General features: G+C 68.3%; 24 protein-coding genes and 1 pseudogene. 13 read left to right on the top strand and 12 right to left on the bottom strand.

What is annotated here, in order from left to right; genetic code table 11:
- Nucleotides 1-11: 11 nt before the first annotated feature.
- The 3 genes from REH65_RS07880 to REH65_RS07870 form a co-directional block, all read right to left on the bottom strand.
- Nucleotides 12-1,253 carry an NAD(P)/FAD-dependent oxidoreductase gene (locus REH65_RS07880; protein ID WP_406691901.1) on the bottom strand — a complete coding sequence of 414 codons (1,242 nt, stop codon included), beginning with the start codon at nt 1,251-1,253 and terminating at the stop codon, nt 12-14.
- A complete protein-coding gene (locus tag REH65_RS07875; RefSeq protein ID WP_406691900.1) occupies nt 1,250-2,572 on the bottom strand; it encodes a cytochrome P450 in 1,323 nt (440 codons plus the stop codon). The genes REH65_RS07880 and REH65_RS07875 overlap by 4 nt, the downstream gene beginning before the upstream one ends.
- A gap of 176 nt (nt 2,573-2,748) precedes the next feature.
- Complete coding sequence (locus tag REH65_RS07870; RefSeq protein ID WP_406691899.1) at nt 2,749-3,861, bottom strand: LuxR C-terminal-related transcriptional regulator; 1,113 nt, start codon at nt 3,859-3,861, stop codon at nt 2,749-2,751.
- A 335-nt stretch (nt 3,862-4,196) separates the two neighbouring features.
- On the opposite strand from REH65_RS07870, the gene REH65_RS07865 reads away from it, so the two are divergent.
- The 8 genes from REH65_RS07865 (at nt 4,197) to REH65_RS07830 (ending at nt 11,944) form a co-directional block, all read left to right on the top strand.
- Nucleotides 4,197-5,009, top strand: a complete 813-nt coding sequence (locus REH65_RS07865; protein ID WP_406691898.1) for an enoyl-CoA hydratase/isomerase family protein — start codon at nt 4,197-4,199, stop codon at nt 5,007-5,009.
- A 75-nt stretch (nt 5,010-5,084) separates the two neighbouring features.
- Entirely contained in the window at nt 5,085-5,867 is a 783-nt protein-coding gene (locus REH65_RS07860; RefSeq protein WP_406691897.1) for an enoyl-CoA hydratase/isomerase family protein, read from the top strand.
- Between the two features lie 66 nt (nt 5,868-5,933).
- Nucleotides 5,934-6,944, top strand: coding sequence for a hypothetical protein (locus REH65_RS07855; protein WP_406691896.1), 1,011 nt, complete (start codon nt 5,934-5,936; stop codon nt 6,942-6,944).
- Between the two features lie 22 nt (nt 6,945-6,966).
- On the top strand, nt 6,967-7,884 hold the full coding sequence (locus REH65_RS07850; protein ID WP_406691895.1) for a LysR family transcriptional regulator: 918 nt from the start codon (nt 6,967-6,969) through the stop codon (nt 7,882-7,884).
- 155 nt (nt 7,885-8,039) lie between these two features.
- Complete coding sequence (locus REH65_RS07845) at nt 8,040-9,212, top strand: acyl-CoA dehydrogenase family protein (protein WP_406691894.1); 1,173 nt, start codon at nt 8,040-8,042, stop codon at nt 9,210-9,212.
- The gene (locus tag REH65_RS07840) at nt 9,209-10,273 is read left to right on the top strand and encodes an enoyl-CoA hydratase/isomerase family protein (RefSeq protein ID WP_406691893.1); all 1,065 of its coding nucleotides are present in this window, start codon (nt 9,209-9,211) and stop codon (nt 10,271-10,273) included. The genes REH65_RS07845 and REH65_RS07840 overlap by 4 nt, the downstream gene beginning before the upstream one ends.
- The gene (gene mmsB / locus REH65_RS07835; RefSeq protein WP_406691892.1) at nt 10,266-11,171 is read left to right on the top strand and encodes a 3-hydroxyisobutyrate dehydrogenase; all 906 of its coding nucleotides are present in this window, start codon (nt 10,266-10,268) and stop codon (nt 11,169-11,171) included. Before REH65_RS07840 ends, mmsB begins: the two co-directional genes overlap by 8 nt.
- Entirely contained in the window at nt 11,168-11,944 is a 777-nt protein-coding gene (locus tag REH65_RS07830; RefSeq protein ID WP_406691891.1) for an enoyl-CoA hydratase, read from the top strand. Before mmsB ends, REH65_RS07830 begins: the two co-directional genes overlap by 4 nt.
- A 53-nt stretch (nt 11,945-11,997) precedes the next feature.
- Here the strand turns inward: REH65_RS07830 and REH65_RS07825 are convergent, their stop codons facing one another.
- Nucleotides 11,998-12,660 (bottom strand): adenylate kinase, encoded by a 663-nt coding sequence (locus REH65_RS07825; protein WP_406691890.1) that lies wholly within the window; start codon nt 12,658-12,660, stop codon nt 11,998-12,000.
- 14 nt (nt 12,661-12,674) lie between these two features.
- Nucleotides 12,675-13,847 carry a CaiB/BaiF CoA transferase family protein gene (locus REH65_RS07820; protein ID WP_406691889.1) on the bottom strand — a complete coding sequence of 391 codons (1,173 nt, stop codon included), beginning with the start codon at nt 13,845-13,847 and terminating at the stop codon, nt 12,675-12,677.
- Nucleotides 13,848-14,304: 457 nt separating this feature from the next.
- Here REH65_RS07820 and REH65_RS07815 point away from each other — a divergent pair.
- Nucleotides 14,305-15,818, top strand: a pseudogene (locus REH65_RS07815) (aldehyde dehydrogenase family protein).
- An 81-nt stretch (nt 15,819-15,899) separates the two neighbouring features.
- Here the strand turns inward: REH65_RS07815 and REH65_RS07810 are convergent.
- From REH65_RS07810 to REH65_RS07785, 6 genes are read right to left on the bottom strand one after another with little or no spacing between them, the layout of a single operon-like run.
- Complete coding sequence (locus tag REH65_RS07810) at nt 15,900-17,132, bottom strand: NAD(P)/FAD-dependent oxidoreductase (RefSeq protein WP_406691888.1); 1,233 nt, start codon at nt 17,130-17,132, stop codon at nt 15,900-15,902.
- A 44-nt stretch (nt 17,133-17,176) separates the two neighbouring features.
- The gene (locus tag REH65_RS07805; protein ID WP_406691887.1) at nt 17,177-17,965 is read right to left on the bottom strand and encodes an SDR family oxidoreductase; all 789 of its coding nucleotides are present in this window, start codon (nt 17,963-17,965) and stop codon (nt 17,177-17,179) included.
- Nucleotides 17,962-18,288, bottom strand: a complete 327-nt coding sequence (locus REH65_RS07800) for a non-heme iron oxygenase ferredoxin subunit (RefSeq protein WP_406691886.1) — start codon at nt 18,286-18,288, stop codon at nt 17,962-17,964. The genes REH65_RS07805 and REH65_RS07800 overlap by 4 nt, the downstream gene beginning before the upstream one ends.
- 50 nt (nt 18,289-18,338) lie before the next feature.
- Nucleotides 18,339-18,863, bottom strand: a complete 525-nt coding sequence (locus REH65_RS07795; RefSeq protein WP_406691885.1) for an aromatic-ring-hydroxylating dioxygenase subunit beta — start codon at nt 18,861-18,863, stop codon at nt 18,339-18,341.
- A gap of 4 nt (nt 18,864-18,867) precedes the next feature.
- The gene (locus REH65_RS07790) at nt 18,868-20,178 is read right to left on the bottom strand and encodes an aromatic ring-hydroxylating dioxygenase subunit alpha (protein WP_406691884.1); all 1,311 of its coding nucleotides are present in this window, start codon (nt 20,176-20,178) and stop codon (nt 18,868-18,870) included.
- 60 nt (nt 20,179-20,238) lie between these two features.
- Complete coding sequence (locus REH65_RS07785) at nt 20,239-21,591, bottom strand: MFS transporter (RefSeq protein WP_406691883.1); 1,353 nt, start codon at nt 21,589-21,591, stop codon at nt 20,239-20,241.
- Nucleotides 21,592-21,845: 254 nt separating this feature from the next.
- On the opposite strand from REH65_RS07785, the gene REH65_RS07780 reads away from it, so the two are divergent.
- Nucleotides 21,846-22,127: a hypothetical protein gene (locus REH65_RS07780; RefSeq protein ID WP_406691882.1), complete on the top strand. Its 282-nt coding sequence runs from the start codon at nt 21,846-21,848 to the stop codon at nt 22,125-22,127.
- Nucleotides 22,124-23,188 (top strand): extradiol ring-cleavage dioxygenase, encoded by a 1,065-nt coding sequence (locus tag REH65_RS07775; protein WP_406691881.1) that lies wholly within the window; start codon nt 22,124-22,126, stop codon nt 23,186-23,188. The genes REH65_RS07780 and REH65_RS07775 overlap by 4 nt, the downstream gene beginning before the upstream one ends.
- A 45-nt stretch (nt 23,189-23,233) precedes the next feature.
- Here the strand turns inward: REH65_RS07775 and REH65_RS07770 are convergent, their stop codons facing one another.
- The gene (locus REH65_RS07770; RefSeq protein ID WP_406691880.1) at nt 23,234-24,043 is read right to left on the bottom strand and encodes an IclR family transcriptional regulator; all 810 of its coding nucleotides are present in this window, start codon (nt 24,041-24,043) and stop codon (nt 23,234-23,236) included.
- Between the two features lie 207 nt (nt 24,044-24,250).
- Here REH65_RS07770 and REH65_RS07765 point away from each other — a divergent pair, with 207 nt between their 5' ends.
- Nucleotides 24,251-25,261: an amidohydrolase family protein gene (locus tag REH65_RS07765; RefSeq protein ID WP_406691879.1), complete on the top strand. Its 1,011-nt coding sequence runs from the start codon at nt 24,251-24,253 to the stop codon at nt 25,259-25,261.
- 33 nt (nt 25,262-25,294) lie between these two features.
- Complete coding sequence (locus tag REH65_RS07760) at nt 25,295-26,266, top strand: alpha/beta fold hydrolase (protein ID WP_406691878.1); 972 nt, start codon at nt 25,295-25,297, stop codon at nt 26,264-26,266.
- The last annotated feature ends 2 nt before the right edge of the window (nt 26,267-26,268 follow it).

Raw genomic sequence — 26,268 nt, 5'->3', positions numbered from 1 at the left:
GTGGTTCTCCGTTAAGCGATGACGGCGTCGCGCAGCGGGACCGTCTCGTCGGCCAGCCTGGCCGGATCGACCCGCGTCCCGGACGCGATGAACTTCTTGCCCGCCATGAACTCCGCGGGGGAGTTCGCGGATTCGATGGCGGTGACGGTTTCGCCGTCGTGGTGGAACAGCGCGAACCGGCCGGTGGCGGGATCTCCGCGGACGGCGGTGCGCGGTGCCACCGGTATCAGACCGGCGATCTTGAGCTTGAGGTCGAACTGGTCGGACCAGAACCACGGCACCTCGGCCGCAGCGGGCGCGGCACCGGTGATGGTGGAGACGGCCTGCCGGGCCTGTTCGGTGGCGCTCGGAATGCTCTCCAGCCTGGACAGCACGCCGTTGCCGACCGGCCGCCTGGTCACGTCTCCGATCGCCAGGACGTGCGGATCGCTGGTGCGCGCGTTCGCGTCGACGACCACACCTTGTTCGCAGTGCAGGCCCGCGTCATGTGCGAGTTCTTGCCTGGGCACCGCGCCGACGGCGACCAGGGCGGCCTGGCAGCCGAGGACACGTCCGTCGTCGAGGACCACGCCGCTCACGCGGCCGTCCGAGCCCTCGATCGCCTGCACCTTGGCGCTGGTGACGATCCGCGTTCCGCGGTCGCGGTGGTGCGCGGTCATGATTTCGGAGAGCTGCGCGCTGGCGACGCGAGCCAGTACGCGTTCCTCGCGCTCGATGACGGTGACCCGGATGCCGGCGGCGCGGGCCATGGCCGCCACTTCGAGTCCGATGTAGCCGCCGCCGACGATGACGAGATCGCGCCGTTCGTCGACGCATTTGCGCAGGACCCGAGCATCGGCGAGGGTGCGCAACGACACGACGCCGTTGAGGTCGGTGCCGTGCACGTTCAGCGGGCGTGGGCGCGCTCCTGTCGCCAGGACGAGGTGGTCGTACCCGCGAGTTTCGCCGGCCGCGGTGCGCACCTGCCGCGCTGCCGGATCGATACCTGTGATGTGCTCGCCGAGCCGGATGTCGATGTCCTGCTCGCGGTAGAACTCCGCCGGTCGCAGCCACCGCTCGAGCTCGCCGTCGGCGAACTTCTTCGACAGCGGAGGCCGTTGGTACGGCAGGTCCAGTTCGTCGCCGTAGAGCTCGATCGGGCCGGTGTGGCCGGCCTGCCGAAGTAGACCGGCCAGCGTGGCGCCGGCGTGACCGGTGCCGATGATCAGGACCCGCCCGTCGGAGCCGGATGGTTCGCCCGCGCGCGAAGTCACGTCAGCTCCAGCCGGACCGGCAGCTTCCGCAGCCCGCCGACGAAGTTGGTCATCACCGGCTTGCGCTGGCCGGTCACCTCGACGTTCTTGATCAGCGGGAGCAGCTCTTCGAACATGATCCGCAGCTCCAACTTGGCCAGGTGCTGGCCGATGCACATGTGCGGGCCGTAGCCGAACGCGATGTGCTTGTTGGGCTTGCGGTCGATCCGGAACGTGTCCGGGTCGTCGAACACCTCGGCATCGCGGTTCCCCGACTGGTACAGGAGCATGAAGCGATCGCCCTCGCGGATCTGCTGCCCGCGCAGCTCGTAGTCCTGGGTGGCCTGGCGGGTGAACTGCTTGACGGGCGAGACCCAGCGCAGGCTCTCGTTCACCAGGTCCGGGATGCGCTCGGGGTGCTGCTGCACCTCGGCGAGCTGCTCCGGGAACTGGGCGAGGGCCTCGATGGCACCGGCCATCGTGCTCGACGTCGTGTCATGGCCGGCGGTGGCGATCGCGATGAACCAGCCGTAGGCGACGGTCTTGTCGAAGTACTCGCCGTCGGCCTTCTTGGCCCGCGCGATGATCGTCGCGAGGTCGTCCCGCGGGTTGGCGCGGCAGTCCTCGACGAGCTCGTCGAAGTAGGCGTAGAAGTCGTTGATGGCGGCCGACCACTGCTGCGCGGCAGCCTCGGGGGTGAGCGGTTCGACGTCCTCGCGCTGCGCGTCCGGATCGGCGGTGCCGAAGAACTCCTGGGTCAGCGTCATCATGCGCGGCTCATCGGATTCCGGGACGCCGAACAGGCTCATGATCACGTGCAGCGGGTAGTAGAGCGCGAAGTCCTGGACGAAATCGAGGTCGTTGGTTCCGCTGCGCAGGCGCTTGGTGATGGCCTCCTTCGCCAGTTCCCGGATCCGGTCTTCCCACTTCTTGAGGTTCGCGGGCCGGAACCAGTCGTTGGCGATGTCCTTGACCTCCGTGTGCTCCGGCGGGTCGAGGTAGGTCAGGGTTTCCAGGATCCTGAGGCTGCCGCCGGTGAGGCTCTTGGTGAACTCGTCACCCGCCTGGTTCTGCAGGATCGGGTTGTGCGAGCCGGGTTCCTCACCGCCCCCGCTGGTGAACACGTGCGGCTGCCGTTCGATCTCCATCAGGTCCGCGTGCTTGGTGACCAGCCAGACCGGGTCGTATCCCTCGACCTTCACCTGCGCCAGTGGGTTGTTCTCGCGCAGCCAGCGGTAGGCCTCGAACAGCGGCCCGTCGTCTCGATGCCCCTCGGGCAGCACGACTCGGCGTGCGATTTCGTCCGGGACCGGGCGGGTGGGCAGATCTGTGGTGGTCATGAACGTCCCTCCAGGGAAGACGGCACCGTTGCGCGTAATGGTCCAATCTTTAAGCCGAAGCAACGTGTCGTGCATCACCTGAAGTGGAGAGATTTCTCCCCCCGGCGTCTCACCCCGCAGGAACGAGAATCGGTCGCCACCCGAGGTCGGGCGGCGACCGATTCTCGTCGCGGTTCCTAGCTGGTCAGCGCGTGGTACCGAGCTGCGGCCTCGGAGCGGTTGGCGGCGCCGAGCTTGCGCAGCAGGTTCTTGACGTGGGTCTTGACGGTGCCCGGTGAGACGAACAGATCGGCGGCGATCTGGTTGTTCGTCCGGCCGCGCACCACGTGCCGCAGCACGTCGAGTTCGCGGCGCGTCAGGTTGGAAAGCGGGCCGTCGAGCTGTTCCAGCGGGTCCGCGGCGGGCGATGCCTCCGAGGTGGCGGCGAACCCGCCGATGCCCTCGAGCAGTTCGTCGGTCACTCGGGCCTGCTCGGTCAACTGGTTGCGCAACCGGGCCAGCTGTTCGGCGAAGACGATGCGTTCGAGGGTGCAGCCGAGTCCTTCGGCGAACAGTCCCAGCAGCTGGCGATCGAACGCGCTGACGTGGTCGCTGTCCACGTGCTGATCCGCGTGGACGAATCCGATCACCTCACCGCGGCTGATCAGTGGGGCTACCACGTAGTCGCGAGTCCTGGCCAGGTTGATCAGCCGGTGGTGCACGCGCGGGTTGTGCTGCGCGTCCTCCACCAGCACCGGCGCGCGGGTGCGGACGACCTCGGTTTCGGGCAGCTCGCGGCCCAGCTGGCCGGGTACGGCGGTGCCGACCTCGACGAGATCGTGGGCGAGCTGGGGGTCGGCGTAGGCGAAGGCCGAACTCGGGCGCCAGTCCGGTCCGGTCAGGCGGGAGAACAGTGCGCGTCGGTAGCCGAGGCGGTTGATCTCCACGGGAACCTGTTCGACCAGGTCTGCGACCGAGTTCGCCGACCGCAGCCGGGCCAGGCATTGCTGGAGCTCGTCCATCGCGGTCGTGCGCGCGACCACTCGGGCCTCGCGCAGTATCGCGAGCAGCTCGCCTGCCTGGGACAGGGCCGCGGCGAGCTCGGCTCGAGCTGAGCTCACCTCGCAATCCGCCAGTCCCCGGATGAGAGCCTGCTCGGCGTGGCCGAGTGTCGTCGTCGGGTCCCGCAGCGCGTTAGCGGTGTTCAGGTCGGGCTCGCCCGTCAGCGCGGCGACGGTCCGCAGGAGATCGCGGGACCGTCGCATCAGCGCGTCCGCGGGCACGGGGCTGGTTCGAACATCGTTGTTCAAAGCCGCCTCCTCGCTCGTGTGGGGGACCGTTTGCCGCTCCGTCCGGCAGATTGTCGCCGTCGTCTAGCTGCGAAGACACTGAATTCACCCATATGCCCCGATGGGGGCAGGGAAATCTACCGAACGGCATATGGCGTCGAAGTGTGCTGAGACATCACTGTCGGGTTCCGCGCTGTGGTAAAGGCTTAGCACTAGATTTTGGTCTGACCTTATGTAATATTAACACGCCGTGCATGGGAGGCGGGCGACGTCGACATGCTCACGACTTCCGGCGGCTGGTGAACGTGCCTGGCCGGTTCTCCGCCCGCCGCCGCGTCCGAGAGCGAGGACCTCAGATGAAGTGCCTGAATGCGACGTACGAGACGCTCGCGCTGGCCGAGCTGGCACCCGGCGTCGTCCTGATGACCTTGAACCGTCCCGAGCGGCACAACGCGATGACGAACACTATGTTCGAAGAGTTGGAGCGGGTAGCTCTCTCGCTCGACGACGAGGACGACTGCCGCGTCGTGATCCTCACCGGAGCCGGCCGCGCGTTCTGCGCCGGGTACGACTTGGCCGACGCCGACGAACTGCCGAGCAAAGGCGCTCTGGGCATGCTTGATCAGCAGGAGCGGGCGGCGCGGGCATTGCTCGCCATTCGGTCCATGCGAGTGCCCGTGATCGCCGCGGTCAACGGAGCGGCCGCTGGCGGCGGTCTGGCGCTGGCGCTGGCCGCCGACATCCGGGTGGCCTCCACGGAGGCGAAGTTCAACGCGGCTTTCGTCAAGATCGGTCTCTCGGCCGGCGACTTGGGCACGTCGTGGTTGCTGACGCGCTTGATCGGACCGGCCGCGACCAGCGAGATCTGCTTCACCGCGCGGATGGTGCACGCCCCGGAAGCCGGAACGCTCGGCATCGTGAACTCGGTGACCGAACCTGACGCGCTGCTGTCGGAGGCCCGGAAGTTGGCCGATTCGATCGTGGCGAACTCGCCCGGTGGTGTGCAGCTGTCGAAGCGCGCGCTGCAGGCCAACATGGAGGTCTCCTCCTACGCGGCGGCGTTGGAGCTGGAGAACCGCGGCCAGGCGTTGCTCACGCGGAGCGCCGACATGCCTGAGGCGTTGGCCGCTTTCAAGGAGAAGCGCTCACCGGTCTTCACCGGTCAGTGACGTGGTGACGGTGAAACGGGAGGTAATGCGTTGACCAGTGCGGACACCGTGCGAGGGTTTCCCGAGCTCGAGACCTTGACCTTCGAGGTCCTCGACGGCGAGATCGGCGTGCTGCGGATCAACCGTCCTGACCGGATGAATTCGCAAACCGTGCGCATGTTCAGCGAATACGGGCAAGCCGCGCTCGCTCTGCGGGACAGCGGGCTGCGCGCGCTGATCCTCACCGGAGCGGGGGAGAGGGTGTTCTGCGCCGGGTTCGACCTCGACGAGATCGATGTGATCACCAGCATGGGGGTCAGGGAGTTCCTGAAGTTCCAGGAAACGGCTACCGGCGGGATTCAGGCGATCCGCCACCTCCCGTTCCCGGTGATCGCCGCGGTGCACGGTGCGGCCACCGGCGGCGGGCTCGCGCTCGCGTTGGCCGCCGACATCCGGTTGATCGCCCCGACCTCGAAGTTCAGCGCGGCCTTCGTGAAGGTCGGCCTGTCGATCGGCGAACTCGGCACCTCCTTCCACCTCAGCCGGCTGATCGGATCGGGCCGCGCGGCTGAGATCGGCTATTCCGGACGCTTCGTCGGAGCTGAAGAAGCGGCTCGGATCGGACTGGCCAACCGGATCGTGCCGACCGAGGAGTTGTTCGGAGAGGCCGTTGAGATGGCCCGGACGATCGCGCGGAACGCACCGGGCGCGGTTCGGCTTTCGAAGCGGGCGATCCAGCGCAATCAGGAGGTCGGCTCCTATGCTGCGGCTCTCGAACTGGAGAACCGGGGCCAGGCGTTGCTCGCCCAGACCGCCGACATGCCCGAAGCTCTGGCCGCCTTCAAGGAGAAGCGGGACCCCCGGTTCGTCGGGAACTGAAGGAATGAAACGAGTTCGGGGCGCAGCCGCGTACCGAGCGGGATCGATCGAGGAGAATCGAACCACATGGCCAACGACTTCCACGACGACCTGGTGGCACCGGGAACCTTGGGCCTGCCGGAACGGTTCTTCGATCGGTTCATGTTCAACCTGCACCCTGCGGATGCCACCGCACCTTCGGTCATCATGGGATTCGGCCACTACCCGGCCAAGGACGTGGCCGACGGCTTCGCGATCGTGAGCACTGAGAAGGAGCAGCGAAACCTCCGCTTCTCCACCGAGCTCAGCTGCACGGACGGCAAAGGTGCTGGTCCGCTCTCGTTCGAGGTGGTCGAGCCCAACCGCGCTTGGCGGCTGAAGCTGGATCCCAACCCGTCGGGGATGGAATACGACCTGATCTGGCGAGCCCGCACGCCGTACTGGCTGGGGGAAGTCGCCGTGACCAATGCCGACGCGACTCCGACGAAGTTCGAGCACCTCGTGCAGTCGGGCCGTTACGAAGGCACCCTCACCATCGACGGCGTTCGGCAGGACGTCGACGGCTGGTACGGCCAGCGGGACCGGTCTCGCGGGGTCCGCACCATGTCCGGCGGCCAGGGCCTGCACATCTGGTTCCAGGCGCAGTTCCCCGACCGCTCGGTCGGCTTCCTGCTGGTCGAGGACCGGCAGGGCGGGCGTCTCCTGCTGGAGGGCGCGATCCTGCATGAGGACGGTGGTCTGGACGACGTCGTCGACGTGCGGCACGCCTTGAACTTCGACGCCCTGGATCTGACTTCGGGAACGATCGAGGTATCGACCAAGAGCGGGATGCGCTACGAGATCGATGCCGATGCCTCCGGCGGCGGCGGACTCATGGCGGGCGCCGGATACGGTGGCCACCACGGCCGGCCGAGAGGACGCGATCACGTTGAGCACGAGGTCTACCCGCTGGACGGGTCGGTGAACCAGCTGACGGTCGACTCCTCGCTGACCGACCGGCTCACGGCGTACACCTGGAACGGCGTTCCCGGGACCGGCATCTTCGAGTTCGCCCTCACCCGCAGTAGTTCTTACACCTACCGGCCGACGCTGACATGACCCGAGGCGGACGGCACAGGACATGAACAACAGGAACATCGACACCCGGCGGCTACGCGTCGACGATCTTCGGTACCTGCTGGCGTTGGCGCGGACGGGTCGGCTGGTCGCGGCTGCATCGGCGTTGGGGGTGGACCACACCACCGTTTCGCGGCGCATCTCGGCCTTGGAGAAGGCCGTGGGAGTACGGCTCGTTGAACGCGGCGCCGATGGCTGGGAACTCACCGACATGGGGCGGTCGGTCGCCGAAAGCGCGCGACCGATCGAGGAGGCGATCGAGAACGTCGCCGCTGCGGCCGCGGGTGGCGATGTGGCGTCGTTGCGGGGCACGGTGCGCGTGACGGCGCCGGACGGGTTCGGGGCGTTGTTCGTCGCGCCCGCGCTTACCCGCATCCAGCGCGCGCATCCGCATCTGATCGTCGACCTGATCACCGCGACACGTGAGTTGACCGTGCACCAGTCGGGTTTCGACCTCGCGGTTGCTGTCGGTTCGCCTCAGGGAAGCCGGTTGGTGACCGAGAAGCTGGCCGAGTACTCCTTGTCGTTGTACGCGGCGCCGGAATACCTGGACCTGCACGGTGTGCCGGATTCGGTGGATAGCCTGCGTCACCACGTCTTGATCTTCTACACGGGTTCGATGCTGCGGGTGGGCGATCTCGATCTGGAACGACACCTGCCCGGGGTGACCCCGCGGTTCAGCTCCACGAACATCTTCGCCCACCTGGAGGCCACGAGGGCGGGCGGTGGCATCGGGGTGCTGCCGGACTTCCTCGCACGGCGTTGTCCGGAACTGGTCCGGCTGGGCAGCTTCGGTGTCGACATGCGTTTGCCCTTCTACCTGGCCGCGCGTCGGGAGAGCGTTTCCAGCCCGGTGGTCCGAGTGATCCGCCGGGCACTGCAGGACGAGGTTCGGGAGCGGAAGGCCGAGCTGCAACCCTGACCTCGGGCGGTGCGTGTGCATTTGTGCACATCAGACCTGTGTTCTTGCCTCTTGAGCTGAACCGGGCTCCTCGGGAGCATCTCCAGCAATAGTCGGTAGTCGGGTTGTCGGATGTCCAACCTTTGGCGTTCGGGCTCGGCTCGTGCTGGAGGAACATGATGGATGCACGCGCCACGAGCGGCGGTGCCTTCTGCCTGAACGAGGACCAGGAAGCGCTGGCCGAGACCTGCCGCGAGTTCGCAGACGACGTGCTGGCGCCGCATGCCGTGGAGTGGGATCAGGCCAAGCACTTCCCGGTTGACGTGCTGCGCAAGGCCGCAGAGCTGGGCATGGGAGGCATTTACGTCAGGGAGGAGTCCGGCGGGTCCGGGCTCGGGCGGTTGGACGCGGCGGTGGTCTTCGAGGCGCTGGCGACCGGATGTCCGTCGGTGGCCGCGTACTTGTCGATCCACAACATGGTCGCCTCGGTGATCGACCGGTTCGGCAGTGATGAGCAGCGTGCTCGGTGGCTGCCGGAGTTGTGCTCGATGGAGGCGTTGGGCAGCTATTGCCTGACCGAGCCCGGCGCGGGGTCGGATGCCGCGGCGCTGTCCACCCGGGCGGTCCGGGATGGCGATCATTACGTGGTCAACGGGGTCAAGCAGTTCATCTCCGGGGCCGGCACCTCTGATGTGTACGTCGTGTTCGTGCGCACCGGCGAGGACGGGCACCGGGGGATCTCCGCACTGGTTGTCGAAAACGGCACCGAGGGGCTGTCGTTCGGTCCGAACGAGCACAAGATGGGGTGGAACGCCCAACCCACCCGTCAGGTCCGCCTCGAAGACGCGCGGGTGCCCGTAGCGAACCTGCTCGGTGCCGAGGGTGATGGTTTTCGCTTCGCCATGTCGGGGCTCGACGGTGGTCGGCTCAACATCGGTGCGTGTTCTCTGGGCGGTGCTCAGGCGGCGCTGGAGGCCACGGTGCGCCACTTGTCCGAGCGTGAGGCGTTCGGTTCTGCGTTGCGGGACTTCCAGGCGTTGCAGTTCCGGGTGGCCGACATGGCCACCGAGCTGGAGGCGGCGCGGTCGATGTTGTGGCGTGCGGCCGCGGCGGCGGATGCGAAGGATCCTGCGGCGACGCGGTTGTGCGCGATGGCCAAGCGGGTGGCCAGCGATACCGGGTTCGTCGTGGCCAACGAGGCGCTGCAGCTGCACGGCGGTTACGGCTACCTGTCGGAGTGCGGGATCGAGAAGATCGTCCGTGACCTGCGGGTGCACCAGATCCTGGAGGGCACGAACGAGATCATGCGCGTGATCGTGTCCCGCGACGTGCTGGGGGCGGCCCGATGAGCGAGTTGGAGGTCGTGGTCGAGGTTCGGGGGACGTTGGGGCGGTTGACGCTCAACCGGCCCCGGGCGCTGAACTCCCTGACCGCTGAGATGGTGCGCGTGCTGGACAGCACCTTGTCCCGGTGGGAGCGTGATCCGGAGATCGCGTGCGTGCTGGTCGACGGCGCGGGTGAGCGTGGATTGTGCGCCGGTGGCGACATCCGGGCCATCTACGACGCCGCGCTGGTCGGTGATCCGGCGCCGAAGCGCTTCTGGCGCGACGAATACCGGCTCAACGCGCGGATCAAGCGCTGTGCCAGGCCGTTCGTGGCCTTGATGGATGGCATCGTCATGGGTGGCGGGGTGGGTGTGTCGGCCCACGGGTCGGTCCGGGTGGTCACCGAGCGCACCAGGATCGCGATGCCCGAGGTGGGGATCGGGTTCGTGCCGGACGTGGGTGGCACGTACCTGCTCAGCCGCGCTCCCGGCGAACTCGGCACGCACGCGGCGCTCACCGCCGGCCAGCTGAGTGCGGGGGATGCGATCCGATGCGGGCTGGCGGACCACTTCGTGCCCAGCGACGCCCTGGGGGCCTTGGTCGAGGACTTGGCCGGCGCTTCGGCTGGCGAGGTCGACGCGCTGGTGCGGCGGTACGCGCAAGAGCCGCCGCCGTCGGTGCTCGAGACCGAGCGCGGATGGATCGACGAGTGCTACGGCGCCGACGACGTCGCTGAGATCGTGCGTCGTCTGCAGGCGACCGGTGTTGACGGTGCTCGGCAGGCGGCGGAGGCCATCTGCGCCAAGTCGCCCACTGCGGTGAAGGTGACGCTGCGCGCCTTGCGCAACGCCCGCGCGCTCAGCTCCCTCGAGGAGTGCCTGGAGCAGGAGTACCGCACCTCGTGCGCGCTGCTGTTCTCACCGGATCTGGTCGAGGGGATTCGTGCTCAGGTCGTGGACAAGGACCGCGATCCGCAGTGGAAACCAGCGCTGCTGGACGAGGTCGGTGCCGACATCGTCGAGAAGTTCTTCGCGCCCGGTGACGACGAGCTCGGGCTGTCAACTGTGAGGGAGTGCGATGACTGACATCGGATTCATCGGTCTCGGCAACATGGGTGGCCCGATGGCGGCCAACCTCAGCCGCGCCGGCCACCGCGTCCGCGGCTTCGACCTGTCCGCCGAAGCGTGTGCCGCGGCGGCCGAGAACGGTGTGGAGATCGTGGGCACCGCTGCGGAGGTGTGTGCGGGCGCGGAGATCGTGTTCACCATGCTGCCCAGCGGTCGCCATGTTCTCGACCTCTACGAGGCGGGAGGGCTGCTGGCGGCGGCCGCACCCGGGACGTTGTTCGTCGACACCTCGACGATCGAGGTGGGCGAGTCGCACGCGGCGCGCGACGCCGCGGTGAAGGCGGGACACCGCGCGCTGGACGCCCCGGTCTCCGGAGGTGTGGTCGGTGCGACCGCCGGGACGCTGACGTTCATGGTCGGTGGTGAGTCCGAGGACTTCCAGCGCGCCGAGCCGATCCTGGACGTGATGGGCAAGCGGGTGGTCCACTGCGGGGCCTCCGGTGCGGGGCAGGCGACCAAGATCTGCAACAACATGATCCTGGCGATCTCCATGGTCGGGGTCAGCGAGGCGTTCGTGCTCGGCGAGGAGCTGGGTGTCTCCCACGAGGCGCTGTTCGACGTCATCTCCACGGCGACCGGCCAGTGCTGGGCGCTCAACACCAACTGCCCGGTGCCCGGCCCGGTGCCGACCAGCCCGGCCAACCGCGGCTTCGATCCCGGCTTCGCCACCTCTCTCATGGTCAAGGACCTCGGCCTGGCGCAGCGCGCCGCGGACACCGCGGGCGTGCAGACAGACCTCGGCAAGCACGTCCACGAGCTCTACGTGCGCTACAACGAGCAAGGCGGTGCCGACCGCGACTTCTCCGGGATCATCAACGCGATCCGCGCATCCGCCGGAGAGGAGTCAACCGCATGAGCGAGTACGCGACGATCGAGGTGGAGCGCCGCGACCGGGTGGGCGTGGTGACGTTGAACCGGCCCGAGGCGCTCAACGCGCTCAACACCCAGCTCATGGTCGAGGTCACCGCGGCGGTGTCCGAGCTGGACCAGGACGAGCAGATCGGGTGCGTCGTGCTAACCGGGTCGCAGAAGGCTTTCGCCGCCGGCGCCGACATCAAGGAGATGCAGTCGCTGTCCTACATGGACGCCTACCGCAGCGACTGGTTCGCCGCCTGGGACCGTTTGTCCGCGGTGCGCAAGCCGTTGATCGCTGCGGTGTCCGGCTACGCCCTCGGTGGTGGGTGCGAGCTGGCGATGCTGTGTGACGTGATCATCGCCGCGGAGAACGCGAAGTTCGGCCAGCCGGAGGTCAAGCTCGGTGTCATCCCGGGTATCGGTGGCACGCAGCGCCTCACGCGCGCCATCGGCAAGGCCAAGGCGATGGAGATGTGCCTGACCGGTCGCATGATGGACGTCACCGAGGCCGAGCGCAGCGGCCTGGTGGCCCGCGTCGTCGCGGTCGATCGCCTGATGGAGGAGGTGCTCGAGACCGCTTCGGCGATCGCGGGCATGTCGACGCCGGTCACGATGATGGTCAAGGAGAGCGTCAATCGCGCTTACGAGACGACGCTGTCCGAGGGCGTGCGTTTCGAACGACGCCTCTTCCACGCCACCTTCGCCACCGAGGACCAGAAGGAAGGTATGGCCGCTTTCACCGAGAAGCGGGCACCGTCGTTCACCGATCGATGAACGCGAAAGCCGGTTCGCCTCGGCGAGTCCGAGGCGAACCGGCTCGTTTCCGCTCACACACCGAGGACGGACAACATCCGTTCGGTCACGTCCTCCACCGCACCACTCGCGTCGATGGTCGCGAGAACACCCTGCCGGCGGTATAACTCCAGCAGGGGAGCGGTGTCACGGTCGTAGAGGTCGAGCCGGTGCTGGATCGCCGCCGCCGCGTCATCGCTGCGCTGCTCCAGCGCACCGGCGCAGTCGTCGCAGATCCCGTACACGGCAGGCGGGTTGAACCGGACGTGCCAGATCCGGCCGCAACTACCGCAGCTGCGTCGACCGGCCAAGCGGAGCGCGGCCTCGTCGCGCTCGAGGAGCGTCTCCACCACCAGGTCCACCGGGGTGCCTGCGTCGTTGAGCGCTTCGGTGAGGGATCTGGCCTGGTGCGCGGTCCGCGGGAACCCGTCCACGAGGAACCCGCCTGCGGCGTCGGGCTCGGCCAAGCGTTGCCGCACGATCTCTGTCGTCCACTCGTCCGGGACGAGCTCACCCCGGTCCAGATACGACCTCGAGGCCATCCCGAGGGGTGTCCCGCGTGCGATGTTGCTCCGAAAGAGCTCGCCGATGCAGACGTGCGGCGCTCCGAGCTTGTCGGACACCGCCCGCGCCTGCGTTGTCTTCCCAGAACCGGGCGGACCGACCAGCACGACCCGGCGGATCGATCGCCGGGTCATGCTGCACGGCCGGTTCACTCGCTGTCGAGCCATTGGCTCACAGCCGAGGTGTGCTGGCCGAGCGTGGGCGGTGCGGTGTGCTCGGTGCGCCCCAGGCGCTGCCCGGCGAAGGTCTCGAAGCGCAGCGGAGGACCGGGAATCTCAATCTTGCCGACCACGGGGTGCTCGACTTCGACGACCAGGCCCTGGCTGCGGGTCTGCTCCCACTCGTAGACCTCGTCGATGGTGCGGACCGCGCCTGCCGGGATTCCTGCTTCGTTGCAGCTGGTCAGCCAGAAGTCGCGGGGCCGGGTGCGCAGGACGTCCTCGACCGCGTCGATGAGCGCGGCGCGGTTGGCCGTGCGCACCGAGTTGGTGGCGAAGCGCTCGTCGTCGGCGTCGAGTCCGAGGAGGTCGGCGAACTTGCGCCACTGCGCCTCGCTGCCGACGGCGACCTGCACGGTGCCGTCGGCACACCGGAACGCGCCGTAGGGCGCGATCTGCGGGTGGTGGTTGCCCGAGGCCGCACCGACCTTGCCGGCCGTGGTCCACGCGGTTCCGTGGAAGGCGTGCGCTCCGACCAGCGCTGCCAGCAGGGACGTGCGCACCACGGTGCCGCGGCCGGTCTGGTTGCGGTCGTGCAGCGCCGAGACGACGCCGAACGCGCCGTAGATCCCGGCCAGCAGGTCACCGATGGGCACGCCGACGCGCGTCGGGTGGTCCGGGTCCGGTCCGGTGATGCTCATCAGCCCGGACTCGCCTTGGGCTATCAGGTCGTATCCGGGCCGTTCGGACTCGGGTCCGTCGTGACCGAAACCGGAGATGGACAGCACGACGAGACGTGGGTTGAGCTCCTCCAGTACTGCGGGCGGGAAGCCCAGGCGGTCGAACACACCGGGGCGGAAGTTCTCGATCAGTACGTCGGCGCGGCGGATCAGCTCGCGCAGGGCCTCGTGACCGGAGGTGCTCTTGAGGTCGAGCTGGAGGGATTCCTTGTTCCGGTTGGCGGACAGGTAGTAGGTGGCGTCGGTGGATTCATCGCCGACGAACGGCGGGCCCCAGGTGCGCGAGTCATCGCCGTGGCCGGGGGATTCCACCTTGATGACCCTGGCGCCGAGGTCGCCGAGCATCATGGCGGCGTGCGGCCCGGCCAGTGCGCGGGACAGGTCGAGCACCAGGGCATCTGCCAACGGACCGCTGGTCGTCACAGTCAACTCCCGTTCGAATCACCTTGAAGAGATCCCGGAAATCGCGTGGGTGGACCATGCGAATCCGGAGGCGCAGACGCTGGGGAGGGCGCATCGAGGAGATGCGGTCCGATGCGAGGACTGCTCGGTTCCCAGCCTGCCTTTCGGGGGAGTATCGGCACCGGTTTCAGGCGTGGGCAACGCCCAAGTAGGCACAGCGGATGTGCAGGACTGCGCACCCGGCGGTTGTGCAATCCTGCACAGTCGTTCTGCGTTGTTGGTCGTTGTGCGCGGCACAAACGCTCCTACGATCGACCGCTAAGCGGAATTGTCGAAAACCGGCCGGTTCTGGCTGCTTACCGCCATCGACGGCAGGTTCATCCGCGCGATTCGAACAGCGGTGGACCCGTTGAATGAGGCGTGCGCCGAGCCGACGTCGAGTTCTGCGGGTGGCCCGCGCAAGGAGGCAGGTACGAAGATGGGCAGCACAGTGGGAACGCGGTCGGCGGATCTCCTCAGCGGTGCGGCGGACGCTCGTTCGCAGCTCTACCTGATGCTGGTGGACGGGCAATGGGTCACAGCTCAGGACGGCAAGACCGCGGAGGTGACCACTCCAGCGCAGCGGGGGGAGGTCATCGCCCGGGTTCCGGTCGCCGAAGCCGGCGATGTCGAGCGCGCCGTGGCCGCGGCCCGCAGGGCCCAGCCCGCCTGGGCCGCCGAGCACTTCAAGGTCCGGGCGCGCGCACTGGCGCGCATCGCCGACGACATCGAGGCGCGCGGCGAGGAGTTGGCGCGGCTGACGGCTTTGGACACCGGCAACGCCCTCCGCACGCAGGCCAGGCCCGAGGTAGCCACGCTGGTCGACCTGTTCCGCTACTTCGCCGGCGTCGCGGGTGAGGTCAAGGGCACCGTCCTGCCCGCCGGTGACGGTCAGCTGCAGTACACGCGGCGGGAACCGCTGGGCGTGGTGGCCGCGATCCTGCCGTGGAACTCGCCGCTGATGATCGCGGGCTTCAAGTTCCCGGCAGCCCTGGCGGCGGGGAACGCGGTCGTGGCCAAACCTGCGTTGGACGCGCCGCTGTCACTGCTGCTGCTCGCCGAGATCTGCCAGGAGCACCTGCCGCCGGGCGTGCTCAACATGCTCACCGGCAGCGGGCGGGTTTGCGCACGGCGCTGGTCGAGCACCCCGGGGTGGACAAGGTGTCGTTCACCGGTTCCACCGAGGTCGGCCGGACGGTGGCGCAGCAGGCCGGCCACCGGCTGGCGCACACCTCGTTGGAACTCGGCGGGAAGAACCCGTCCATCGTCTTCCCGGACGCGGTGAACGACGACCTGATCGACGGGCTGCTGCTGGCCACGCGCTTCCACCGGCAGGGGCAGAGCTGCACCTCCGGATCGCGTCTGCTCGTGCACGCCGACGTCCACGACGAGGTGCTGGACCGCCTGGTCAAGAAGCTGGGCGATCTCGTGGTCGGAAACCCGCTGGACGAGGCCTCGGACATCGGTGCGATCATCAACGAGACCCAGTTCTGCGGTGTCCGCGACTACATCGTCGACGGCACCGAACAGCCCGGGGTGAACCTGGCGCTGGGTGGTCTGCCGCCGACGGATGGTCCTCTGTCGGAGGGCTTCTACCACGTGCCCACCGTTTTCGACGCCGTCGAGCCGAATTGGCGCATCTCCCGCGAGGAGATCTTCGGCCCCGTCCTGGTGGTCACGCCGTGGCGCGACGTGGACGAGGCGATCCGGCTGGCCAACGACACCAACTTCGGGCTGGCGGCGTTCGTGTGGAGCCACGACCTGGACCGGGCGCTGAACACGGCGCACCGGGTCGAAGCGGGTTGGGTGCAGGTGAACCAGGGCGGCGGCCAGGTCATCGGCCAGTCCTACGGCGGTGTGAAGCAGAGCGGCATGGGCCGCGAAGCCTCCCTCGAAGGCATGCTCGAAGGGTTCACCCAGACCAAGCAGATCAACGTCAAACTGTCCGCCTGACAGTTCCGCAGGGCGTCGGCACCGGGCGGTCCTCCTCCTGCAGGCCGCCCGGTGCCGGACTCCGACGTGTTCGTCGAGCTCTTACTTCCTGCCGACCTTCTTGAGGTCGACGGTCGGGTCGGCGAGTTCGTCGGCCCCGACTCGGGCGCCGCGCATGATGAGCCGCTTGGCCGCCCTGAGCACCTTTCCCGCGTCGATCGCCGCGCAGCCGACGAGGACTCCGTCGTTGTCCAGCCGGAAGGCGACCTGCTGAGCATCGGACCGGCGGAGCACGGTGGACCCGGGGGCTGACATCGAGCCCACGGCTTCCACGTGCACGCCGTAGCGGTCGGTCCAGAACCAGGCCGGCGGACGTGCGGGGATCTCCTCGTCGAGGATCGAGCAGGCCACTGCGGTACCGCTGAGCATGGCGGCTTCCCAGTGCTCGCTGCGCCGGTGCAGGGTGCCGTCGGCCGACCGCGTCCGAACGCCGTCGCCGGCCGCCCACACAGCGGGGTTCGAGGTGCGGCCGGCCACGTCGACCTCGATTCCCGCGTCCACCGCGAGCCCTGCCGAGTCCGGCAGCGTGGTGTCCACGTCGATGCCGATGGCGGTCAGGACCACGTCGGCGACCACTCGTCCGCGACCCTCTCGCCGTTCCACGTCCACGAGCAGTTCGGCCCCGTCGGCGACGATCCGCTCCGGCACGCCCTCGATGATCTCGACGCCGTGCGCGGTGTGCATCCCGTGCAGCTCATCGGCCAGCTCCGCGCCGACGGCGGGAGCCAGTGGCACGGGCACCGGGTCCACGAGCGTCACTCGCGCGCCCGCCTTCGTCGCGGTGGAGGCCACCTCGGCGCCGATCAGCCCGGCGCCGATGATGGTCAGCCGGACTCCGGGCCGCAGGGACTCCCGCAGTGCGTCGGCGTCGGCGCGATCTCGCAGCGAGACCACACCGGGAAGGTCGCCACCGGGCACCGGAAGCCTTCGGGCCCGGCCACCGGTGGCGAGCACGACGGCGTCGCTGTTGAGCTCGGAGCCGCCCGCGAGCACGACGGAACCGCAGTCGACGGCGATCTTCTCCGCGCTGCCCTCGATGACCTCGACCTCGTTGTCGGCGTACCAGTCCGGCGGGGCGAGGTGCAGGGACGCGGCCTCGGCCTCCCTGGACAGGTAGGCCTTGGACAGCGGGGGCCGATCGTAGGGAAGTCCCTGGGGATCGACGATCCGCAGGGTGCCGTCGAACCCGCGAGCGCGGAGCTCGCGGGCGACGGTGAACCCGGCGAGGCCGCCCCCGACGACGGTGACCGAGCGGACCGGGTCGACGGTGGACACGAAACCTCCTGGCGTGGATGGGCGGATGGTGGTGCGCTGTCGATTCAGAGCATCGAGCTGCCGCCGTTGACGCTGATCGTCTGGCCGGTGATGTAGGAAGCCTCCTCCGAAGCCACGAAGGCGACGGCGGCGGCGACCTCGGCGACCGTGCCCGGCCGCTTCATCGGGATCGTCGAGCGGATCTGGTCGGTGAACGCGGCCCAGTCGGCGCGCTCGGCTTCGGATGATGCGGCGATCCGCGCCTCGGCCTCGGGCGTGGTGATCCACGCGGGCGCGACCACGTTCACGGTGATGCCGTGCTCGGCGTATTCGCGGGCGAGACCGGTGGCCACGGCGTGCACCCCGCCCTTGGCGGCGTTGTAGATCGCGTGCCGGAACAGGCCGTTGCGCACGGACTCCGCGCCGACGTTGACGATCCGCCCGTACCCGGCGGCGGACATCACCGGCAGGGCTTCGAGCGTGCAGTTCAGCGTGGTCCAGAGATTGCGGTCGACGGTCGCCCGCAGGGTCTCCTCGGTGTGGTCGGGAGTGGGCCGGATGACCCCGCCGCCCGCGCAGTTGACCAGCACGTCCAACCGGCCGAAGCGCCCGGTGGTCGCGTCCACGAGAGCGGCGGCGTCCTCGCGCCTGCTGAGGTCGCCGAGCACGGTGTGCACCCGGCCCGGTGCTTCGGCTTCCAACTTGGCGCCGAGGAGCTGGAGCCGCTCCCGGTCGAAGTCGCCCAGCACCACCGCCGCGCCGTCGGCGGCCAGCCTGGATGCGATGCCGAATCCGATGGGACTGGCACCACCGGTCACGAGCGCGACCCGGTCGGCGAAGCGCTCGGCGGTCATGCGGACACCTCGGCGCGGGCGACATACACTCGTCCGTCCTCGACGATCGTCGAGTACGGACGCAGGTCCACCGTCGCCGGGAAGCACAGCGCTTTGCCGTTGCGCACGTCGAACCTGGCGTTGTGCAGCGTGCAGGTGACCTCGAACCCGTCGAGGTCCCCTTCCTCGCCCAGCGACCACTTCTCGTGCGTGCACGTGTCGGCGGTGGCGAAGAACTCGTCGCCGACCCGGTAGAGCGCGACGGGCTCGCCGTCGAGCTCGACGGTCATTGTGTCGCCGTCGTCGAGGTCGTCGACCTCGCAGGCGTAGCTCCGTTCCGTCATGGTCTCCTCCTGGCCCATCGTGTCCTCTCCTCCCGTGGTGATGGCCGTCCTCAGAGGACGAACGAGATCTTGCCCTGCGGGTCGAGCCGGTCATGCGCGAGAACACTCTTCTTGCGGCGGATGAGGAAGCCTTCGAGCGCGGGCACGAGCTCGTAGTAGTGCCTGCCGACGTACTGGTCGAACTTCCCCGCCTTCATCCGCGACACGATGAAGTTGGCCTCGACGAGCAGCGTCTGCTCGAGCCGGTCGGTGATCCGGATGTTGCCGATGATCCGGCTGGTCTGCGAGTGCGGGAACTCCGCGTGGGCCTCGGGCTTCTTGAGCCGGATGATCCGCTGCTCCAGCATCGTCCGCCGGTCGTGGATCAGCGACCAGGTCTGGCCGGGGTCGGTGTCCGGGGCGTCGGTCGCCGGAACCTCGTAGGTGCAGTCGAGGGTGAACAGCTCCACCCATTCCTCGAGTCGCCAGTCGTCGATCAGCGCCGCCTCGGCGTACAGGAATTCTTCGACCTCGCTCCGGGTGATCCCGGAAACGGGGCGGGCGGCCAGCGGTGCCTCGGGTTCGGTGGTGGTCATCGGATCAGGCCTTCCGGTGCTCGCGGGTTTCGAACGGGGTGAACGCCTCGACCTCGGCGGGCAGTTGCTCACCGGTCATGACGTAGTTCCACTGGCGCCACCAGGCGCGCATCTGCAACTCGTCGTTGGCCGCGGGCCGGGCCTTGCCCATGCCCTTGGAGATGTCGGACAGGGGCACTTCGCAGCGGGTGCTGAACCCGCGCTGCGCCTGCTCGAGCGCCTCGACGTCGTCGGGCGTGGCCAGGCCTGCCGGGCCCCAGAAGGTCAGGGCGTTGTCGATCCGGTACTGCAGCGACTCCTGGTCGAGCCCGCGGGGTGCGATGTGCCAGCTCGTGGCCTGGGTGCGGTCCGGACCCAGCGGCATGATGGTTCGGATGATCATCCCGAAGTTCAGGTCGATGAGGACGAAGTTCGGGAAGAAGATCGAGTTGCGGGCGAGGTTGAACACCGCGGAGGCGTACTCCTCGCCATGCCTGTCGACCGCCTTCGCGCGGAGTTCGGCGAGGTTGCGCGCGACCTGCTCGTTGGCCAGCGGCAGACCGTTTCCCGGGTAGATCAGCGTCGCGTGTCCGTTGCCGAACTCCGTGCCGAGACCTGCGGGAGGGACTCCGTTGACGGTGCCTTCGCCGAGCATCGGCGGGGTTTGGCCGAGCTCCATCATCATCTCGAAGTAGGTGTGGTGCACCGACTTCGCGTGGTAGCCGTCGACGCTGTTCTCGACGAGCAGCTTCCAGTTCGCGTTGAGGGTGTAGCTGTGCGTGCCCTCCAAGATTTCGACGCCGTCCTCGGACTGGTCGGCCGTGAGGTCGAACAGGTAGGCCGAGGCGCCCAGCCATGTGCGCAGATCGGGCGCGTGTTCGGAGAAGTTGCAGAAGTAGAAACCGCGGTAGTTCTCCACGCGCGGGGAGCGGAGACCGCCGTAGACGTCGGCGGGTGCCCTCGTGTAGTCCTCACCGGCGGGCACGTTGACGAGCTCGCCGGAGTTGCGGTAGGCCCAGCCGTGGTAAAAGCAGGTGAAGATCTTCTGATTTCCCTTGGGGTGCCTGCAGACTGACGCGCCGCGGTGCAGGCAGGTGTTGAGCAGCACGCGCACTTCGCCGTGGCGGTCCCGGTTGAAGATGACCGATCGTCCGCCGACGTCGCGGGTGCGGAAGTCGTTCTTCTTCGGCAGTTCCGACTCGTGGCCCACGTAGAGCCAGGCGTCGGCGAAGATCAGGTCCCGTTCCTTCTCGAAGATCTCCTGTGAGGTGAACACCTCGCGGTCGACCTGGAACAGGCAGTCCTCGCGTTTGTCGATCACATACGGTTGGGGCACGGGTGACTCCGTTCTTCTCAAGTGGCCGGGTCGTGCTGGCGGCCCGGGGTGCGGCGGTGGTCAGACTGCGTCGGCAGCGGGGCGAGCCGCGGTCTTGGTTGCGGTGTCATCGAGCGACCGGCCGCGGGTCTCGTTCAGGAACGCCACGGACACCGTGGCTGCGAAGGCGAACGCTGAGAGCATCACCGCGACGCCGATTCCCCCGAACGCGGCGAGCAGGGGAGCGGCGATGATCGACGGGACGGATGCGCCGACGGCGCTGCCGAGGTTGAAAGCCGCGCCGGTGCCGGTCGACCGGTAGGCCGTGCGGAAGAGCTCCGGCATGAACGCGGTCATCGTGCTGCTGGAGATTCCGACGAAGAACAGGGTTGCCGAGATGCCGAGTCCCATCAGGACGGGACTGCCGGTGTCGGCCAGCGGGAAGAGCGCGAACGCCCAGATGACGCCGAAGCTGGTGGAGATCAGCATGCTTCGCCTGCGCCCGATCCGGTCGGCGAGCCTGCCGCCGATGATGCTTCCCGCGATGTTGAACAGGATTGCCACGATGTTGATGGTGAGCATCGTGTTCCGGGAGTGGCCGACCTCGGCGGTTCCATAGTTGACCAGGAACACGGCTGCGATCGTGAAGAACGGCTGCCAGAACAGGATCGCGCCTGCTGCTAGCAGCATCTGCTTCCACTGGTGGCGCAGCAATTCGGTGATGGGGAGCTTCGCCTTCTCCGTCGCGGCGGCTCGCTCCTGCGCGGCCCGGAAGACCGGTGTGTCGGCCACCCCGAGGCGCACCCAGAGCCCCACGAAGACCAGCACGACGCTCAGCAGGAACGGCAGCCGCCAGCCCCATGTCAGGAACGTCTCGGTTGACATCGTGAACCCGGTGACGAGGAACGTCAGCGTCGAAAGCAGCAGTCCGGCGGAGGTTCCCAGAGTCGGGGCGAGGGCGTACAGCCCGCGCTTGCGCGGTGGCGCGTACTCGCCCACGAAAAGCGCAGCGCTCGACCACTCACCGCCGACCGCCAGCCCCTGCAGGAATCGCAGCGCTACGAGGAGGATCGGTGCGGCGACGCCGATGGTCGCCCCGGTGGGGAGCACACCGATGAGAACCGTCGAGACACCCATGATCAGCAGCGTCGCGACCAGCGTGGTCTTGCGGCCGACCCGGTCGCCGAGATGTCCAAAGACCACACCGCCGAACGGCCGCGCCACGAACGCGACGGCGAAGGTCGCGAAAGAGGCCGTCGTCGCCGCTGCGGCGCCCAACTCGGGGAAGAACACCTTGGGGAACACCAGTGCTGCTGCGGTCCCGTAGATGAAGAAGTCGTAGTACTCGATCGTCGTCCCGAGGAAACCGGCTCCGACGACGCGTCGAAGGGTTTTGGGGTCGGCGGTCGGCGAATCCGTTGACGGCGAGCTCATTGTTTCTGCCCTCTGGTGTCAGCGCTGAGCGGTCGAGGTGCTTGCGAGTGCGTCGACGCTAGGCGTGGCCGCGGTCATCGTGGGACGCGGTTCCAGCCGCTGGAACCGCGTCGACGATGCGGGGCAAAAGCGGTTCCAGGCACCGGAACTCGTCCGCCCCCGCAGCGCGCGGAACGTTAGCGTCGCCCAAATTCCCAACCATGTGAATCGGGTCGGTTCGGCCGGTCTCGACAACCCAACGCCAGGGAGTGCTGATGCGCATCGTCGATCACCTGACGCCCGACGGTCCGGACAAGATCCTGCACGTTCGCTCGGTCGGCTGCGACGTCAACATCATCGTCGGGACCCACGACCCCAACGGCGTCCCCTTCACGACCATCGAGGTCATGCCGCACCAGCCTGATGACGAGGGCATGCGGTGGATGCAACTCGGGACTTCGAACGTGGTCGTCATGCCGGTCTCGCACGACGGGTTCCCGACCGAACCGCCGGCCGACGCCACATCCACACCCCTTCACGGAGAGGCACGACGGTGAGCCGCTTCCTCGGCATCGGAATGACCCACTACCCGCTGCTGGCGGGCACGGATGAGCACATGGCCGGTCTGCTGCGCTGGACCCTCACCGACCCGGACATCCCGGAGGAGGAGAAGGACCCGGCGAACTGGCCGGAAGCCATGCGCGAGGAATGGGGCAACGACCAGGGGCGCGCCTCAGCGGCCGGTCACCGCGCCCGATTGCTCGACGGGCTGCGGCGCTGTCGTGGGGCGCTCGACCGGTTCGCGCCGGACGTGGTCGTGGTGTGGGGGGACGATCAGTACGAGAACTTCCGCGAGGAGGTCGTCCCGCCCTTCTGCGTGCTGGCCTACGACGATCTGGAGGTCCCGGCCTTCGAGGTGATGAACGAGCGGGGGAGCCCCAACGCCTGGGGGCTGCCCGACGACTTCACGATCACGCTGCGCGGTGATGCCGCGCAGGCCCGCGCCATGACGGACGGGTTGATCAACGATGGCGTCGACATGGCCTACTCCTACCGGAAGCGGGCAGGCGCTCACTTCCCGCACGCGATCCTGAACACCCAGCTGTTCCTGGACTACGAGCACGCGGGCGCGGAGTTCCCGTACAAGCTGCTGCCGATCACGGTGAACTGCTACGGGCAGCACGCGATCGCCCGCAAGGGCGGCCTGGCCCGCTTCGCCGACATCGAGCAGGAGACGCTGGACCCGTCGGGGCCGAGTCCGGCCCGCTGCGTGGAGATCGGGCGGGCGATCGCCCGGTACTTCCGGAACACCGACCTCCGGGTCGCGTTCGTGGCGTCGTCGAGCTGGTCCCACGCGTTCCTCGCCGACTCGTTGTGGCACATCCGGCCCGACACGGCCTCGGACGAGCGGTTCTACGAGCTGCTGGTGGAGGAGCGGTACGACGAGCTCGCCGCCACGACCAGCCGCGATGTGGTCGAGGCCGGTCAGCACGAGATCCTGAACTGGTTCTGCCTGGTCGGGGCCGTCCAGGAGCTCAAGTTGACGCGGGAGTGGTCGACGATGGTCACCACGGACGTGTTCAACTCCAACAAGCCCTTCGCCCTCTACAACGGGTGAGGACCTGCCGGGTCGGCGTTACGACGCGGCGCCGACCCGGCTCGGTCAGTCGATACCGGGGAACCAGCTGTCGTTGCCCTGGGCGAGCACGCGTTCGTTGTCCCGCGCGATGCGGTGCGCTGTCACGCTCACCGCATCGATGAGTGCGCGGTCGACGACGGCGTCCTTCGCCGTCGTCGACACCGAGATCGCGCTCACGGCACGCCCTCTGATGAGGATCGGGGCGGCAACGCAGGTGACGTCCGGGTGCGATTCGCCGCGGGCGATGGCCACCTGCCGCCGTCGGACCTGGCGCAGCTCCGCCATGAGCTCGTCTGGATCGGTCACGGTGTGGGGCGCCAGCGGCGGCATCGGTTCGGCGAGAACCGCCTCCAGTTCCTCGGGGGTGAGGAAAGCCAGCATCGCCTTGCCCAACGCTGTTGCGTAGGCCCCGATGTCCGTCCCGGGACAGGCGGAAGGCAGCTCTTCGTCGGGGAGCAGGAACCGCTCGATGAACACCACCCGGCTCCCGCGCAGGCCACCGAGGTGGACGTGCCGCCTGGACCAGCGGTGCAGTTGCCCGAGGTGGGGCAGCGCCGACTGGCGCAGGCTTTCGATCGGCATGGCCGACGACAGCCGGCGCATCGGCAGTCCCACCTTGAACCCGGTGCCGTGCGGTTCGATGACACCGAGCGGGATGAGCCGGCGGATGAGCCGGTGCGCCGTGGACTTCGGCAGGCCGCTCGCGCGCGCGATCTCGGTCAAGGTGAGCACCCGCTGGTCCGGGCCGAACGCCCCGAGCACGTCGAACGCCTTCGACAGGATCGAGGCAGGTTGCTCGTCGGTCTCCGGGGAATGCTTCTCCACAGTGGCCACCAGCACCTCCATTGCTGCTCGGTGGTGAACAGCGACCCGCACGGGGTCGTTGGAACACGATAACGCGCGCGGGTGGGCAGGACGAGGAGCTGAGCAGGTCGGTTCCGGCCACTAGAACGAAACCCACGAGGGCGCCGCACGATCGTTAGCGTCGCTCGGGAACGGCGTGACAGCAACGACGTTCGAGATCCGTTCGAAGGAATTCTCATGCCCGCAGCCACGGCCATCGATGTCCACGCGCACTACCTGGGGACCGATCTGCTCGCGTCCGCCGGGCACGGCGCCGATGCCCCGCGACTCGTGGTCGACGATGAGCGAAGGGGGCGGATCCTGTGTGGCGAGTCGACGTTCCGGGTCGTCACCGCGTCCCTCTGGGACGTTGGCCTCCGGTTGCGGGACATGGACGAGGCCGGGGTGTCCAACCAGGTGATTTCGCCTGTTCCCGTGACGATGGAGCACGCGTGGCACCCCGACGCCGATCCCGCCTACGCGGGTTCGCTGAACGATTCAGTCGCTGCGGCCTGCGGGCGGTCCGAGGGGAGGCTGATCGGTCTCGGCTGCCTCCCGCTCGCTGACGTCGACGCCTCGATCCACGAGCTCGGCAGGTGCGTGGAGCTGGGGTTGCGGGGCATCGAGGTCGGGACCCGGATCGGCTCCCGAGACCTGGACGACCCGGTCCTCGATCCGCTCTGGGCGGCCTGCGAGCGGACGGGTGCAGCGGTGTTCGTCCACCCGATCCTCGGCGGTCAGGGCGTGGTCCGACGGGCCGGGCAGCCGTTCGACCTCGGGCTCGGCATGCTCGCCGACACGGCCATCGCGGCCTCTTCGCTGGTCTTCGGCGGCGTCCTGGAGAAGTACCCGCGCCTGCGGGTCGCCCTCGCCCACGGGTGCGGCGCCTTCGCTTGGGCCTACCCGCGGCTCAAGGTGGCCGCAGGCCTGGGCGGCGGGGCCACGCCCGAGCTCTGGGACGCGCTGACTCGCAGGCTCTACGCCGACACGCTCGTCTTCGACGACGAGCACCTCCGCCTGCTGGTGCACCGCTTCGGCGTCGAGCGATTGCTGCTCGGCAGCGACACGCCCTTCTTCGCGGACCAGATGCGGCTGTCGATGCGGTCGATCGATGACGCGCGCAAGTCAGGGGCCTTGCCGGTCGAGGCAGGGGCCGATCTCCTCGCCCGCAACGCGCTCGAGTTCCTCGGGCTCGCGGACGAGCGCTGAAAGAACGCACTACGAAACCGAAGGACGACACTGATGCCTCTTACGGACGAGAACCTGGTCGAGGTCCCCGGGATGGCGAGCCGCTGGGTGCGGCTGGCCGACGGGTCCCGGGCCCACTACATGACCTCCGGCAACAGCGGCCCTGCTGTGGTGCTGCTGCACGGCGGGCTGCCCGGATCCTCGGGCCTGGCCGGATGGCGCTTCATGACTCCCTACCTCGCGGAGCAGGGCTTTCGCGTCTACTGCCCGGACATGCCGGCCTTCGGGCTGTCGGACCTCCGCGAGGAGTACTGGCCGAAGGGCATGGAGAGCTTCGTGGACTTCATCGGGCAGTTCGTCGACGCGCTGTGCCTGGACCGGTTCCACCTCGCGGGCAACTCGATGGGCTGCATGAACACGGTGAACTACATGCTGTCCCGGCCGGACCGGGTGATCAGCTTCGCGCTCATCGCCGGTGACGTCGGTGACGTGGTGCCCGAGGACGTCGCGCCGCCGAAGGGCCAGTTCCACATGACCGCCTACGACGGCACCCGCGAGGGCATGCGGACGATGATGGAGGCGATCATCCACCGCAAGGAGGCCGTCGGCGACGACCTCGTGGAGATGCGGTACCTCTCCGCCAGCCAGCGACTCGAGGCGCACGCCCAGTTCTGGCCGACCCTGCTGCAGTACCGCCACATCGTGCCGTGGACCGACCAGAACCGGGCTGCCCGCCTGGCCACCAAGGGCCGCCTGGACCGGATCGACATTCCCGGCATCTACCTGTACGGGCGCCAGGACATCCTGACCCCGGTCGAGTGGGGTCACGTGCAGGAGGACCACCTCCCGAACATCCAGTTCTTCTACCCGGACGACTGCGGGCACCAGGGCCAGACCGACCGTCCGGACCTGTTCAACCCGGTCTTCGCCGAGTTCTTCGCCACCGGCACCGTGAGCGGTGAGCTCGCCGACAAGGCGGGGGTGTCGGACCGGCGCCCCGAGCTTCCGCTCGTCAAGCGGGGCTGACT

The organism is Saccharopolyspora sp. ID03-671 (assembly GCF_045278815.1).
In the GTDB taxonomy this organism is placed as follows: Bacteria; Actinomycetota; Actinomycetes; order Mycobacteriales; family Pseudonocardiaceae; genus Saccharopolyspora; species Saccharopolyspora ipomoeae.
The sequence above is the reverse complement of the archived record's forward strand: the minus strand, read 5'-3'. Positions and strand labels throughout refer to the sequence as shown.

Bases quoted from the DNA above. Each gene is read 5' to 3' on its own strand.
- REH65_RS07760 (WP_406691878.1), top strand. From the start codon at position 25,295: ATGCCTCTTACGGACGAGAACCTGGTCGAGGTCCCCGGGATGGCGAGC.
- REH65_RS07855 (WP_406691896.1), top strand. From the start codon at position 5,934: ATGGCCAACGACTTCCACGACGACCTGGTGGCACCGGGAACCTTGGGC.
- REH65_RS07865 (WP_406691898.1), top strand. From the start codon at position 4,197: ATGAAGTGCCTGAATGCGACGTACGAGACGCTCGCGCTGGCCGAGCTG.
- REH65_RS07830 (WP_406691891.1), top strand. From the start codon at position 11,168: ATGAGCGAGTACGCGACGATCGAGGTGGAGCGCCGCGACCGGGTGGGC.
- REH65_RS07765 (WP_406691879.1), top strand. From the start codon at position 24,251: ATGCCCGCAGCCACGGCCATCGATGTCCACGCGCACTACCTGGGGACC.
- REH65_RS07785 (WP_406691883.1), bottom strand. From the start codon at position 21,591: ATGAGCTCGCCGTCAACGGATTCGCCGACCGCCGACCCCAAAACCCTT.
- REH65_RS07795 (WP_406691885.1), bottom strand. From the start codon at position 18,863: ATGACCACCACCGAACCCGAGGCACCGCTGGCCGCCCGCCCCGTTTCC.
- REH65_RS07800 (WP_406691886.1), bottom strand. From the start codon at position 18,288: ATGACGGAACGGAGCTACGCCTGCGAGGTCGACGACCTCGACGACGGC.
- REH65_RS07845 (WP_406691894.1), top strand. From the start codon at position 8,040: ATGATGGATGCACGCGCCACGAGCGGCGGTGCCTTCTGCCTGAACGAG.
- REH65_RS07825 (WP_406691890.1), bottom strand. From the start codon at position 12,660: ATGACCCGGCGATCGATCCGCCGGGTCGTGCTGGTCGGTCCGCCCGGT.
- REH65_RS07805 (WP_406691887.1), bottom strand. From the start codon at position 17,965: ATGACCGCCGAGCGCTTCGCCGACCGGGTCGCGCTCGTGACCGGTGGT.
- REH65_RS07780 (WP_406691882.1), top strand. From the start codon at position 21,846: ATGCGCATCGTCGATCACCTGACGCCCGACGGTCCGGACAAGATCCTG.
- REH65_RS07850 (WP_406691895.1), top strand. From the start codon at position 6,967: ATGAACAACAGGAACATCGACACCCGGCGGCTACGCGTCGACGATCTT.
- REH65_RS07840 (WP_406691893.1), top strand. From the start codon at position 9,209: ATGAGCGAGTTGGAGGTCGTGGTCGAGGTTCGGGGGACGTTGGGGCGG.
- mmsB (WP_406691892.1), top strand. From the start codon at position 10,266: ATGACTGACATCGGATTCATCGGTCTCGGCAACATGGGTGGCCCGATG.
- REH65_RS07875 (WP_406691900.1), bottom strand. From the start codon at position 2,572: ATGACCACCACAGATCTGCCCACCCGCCCGGTCCCGGACGAAATCGCA.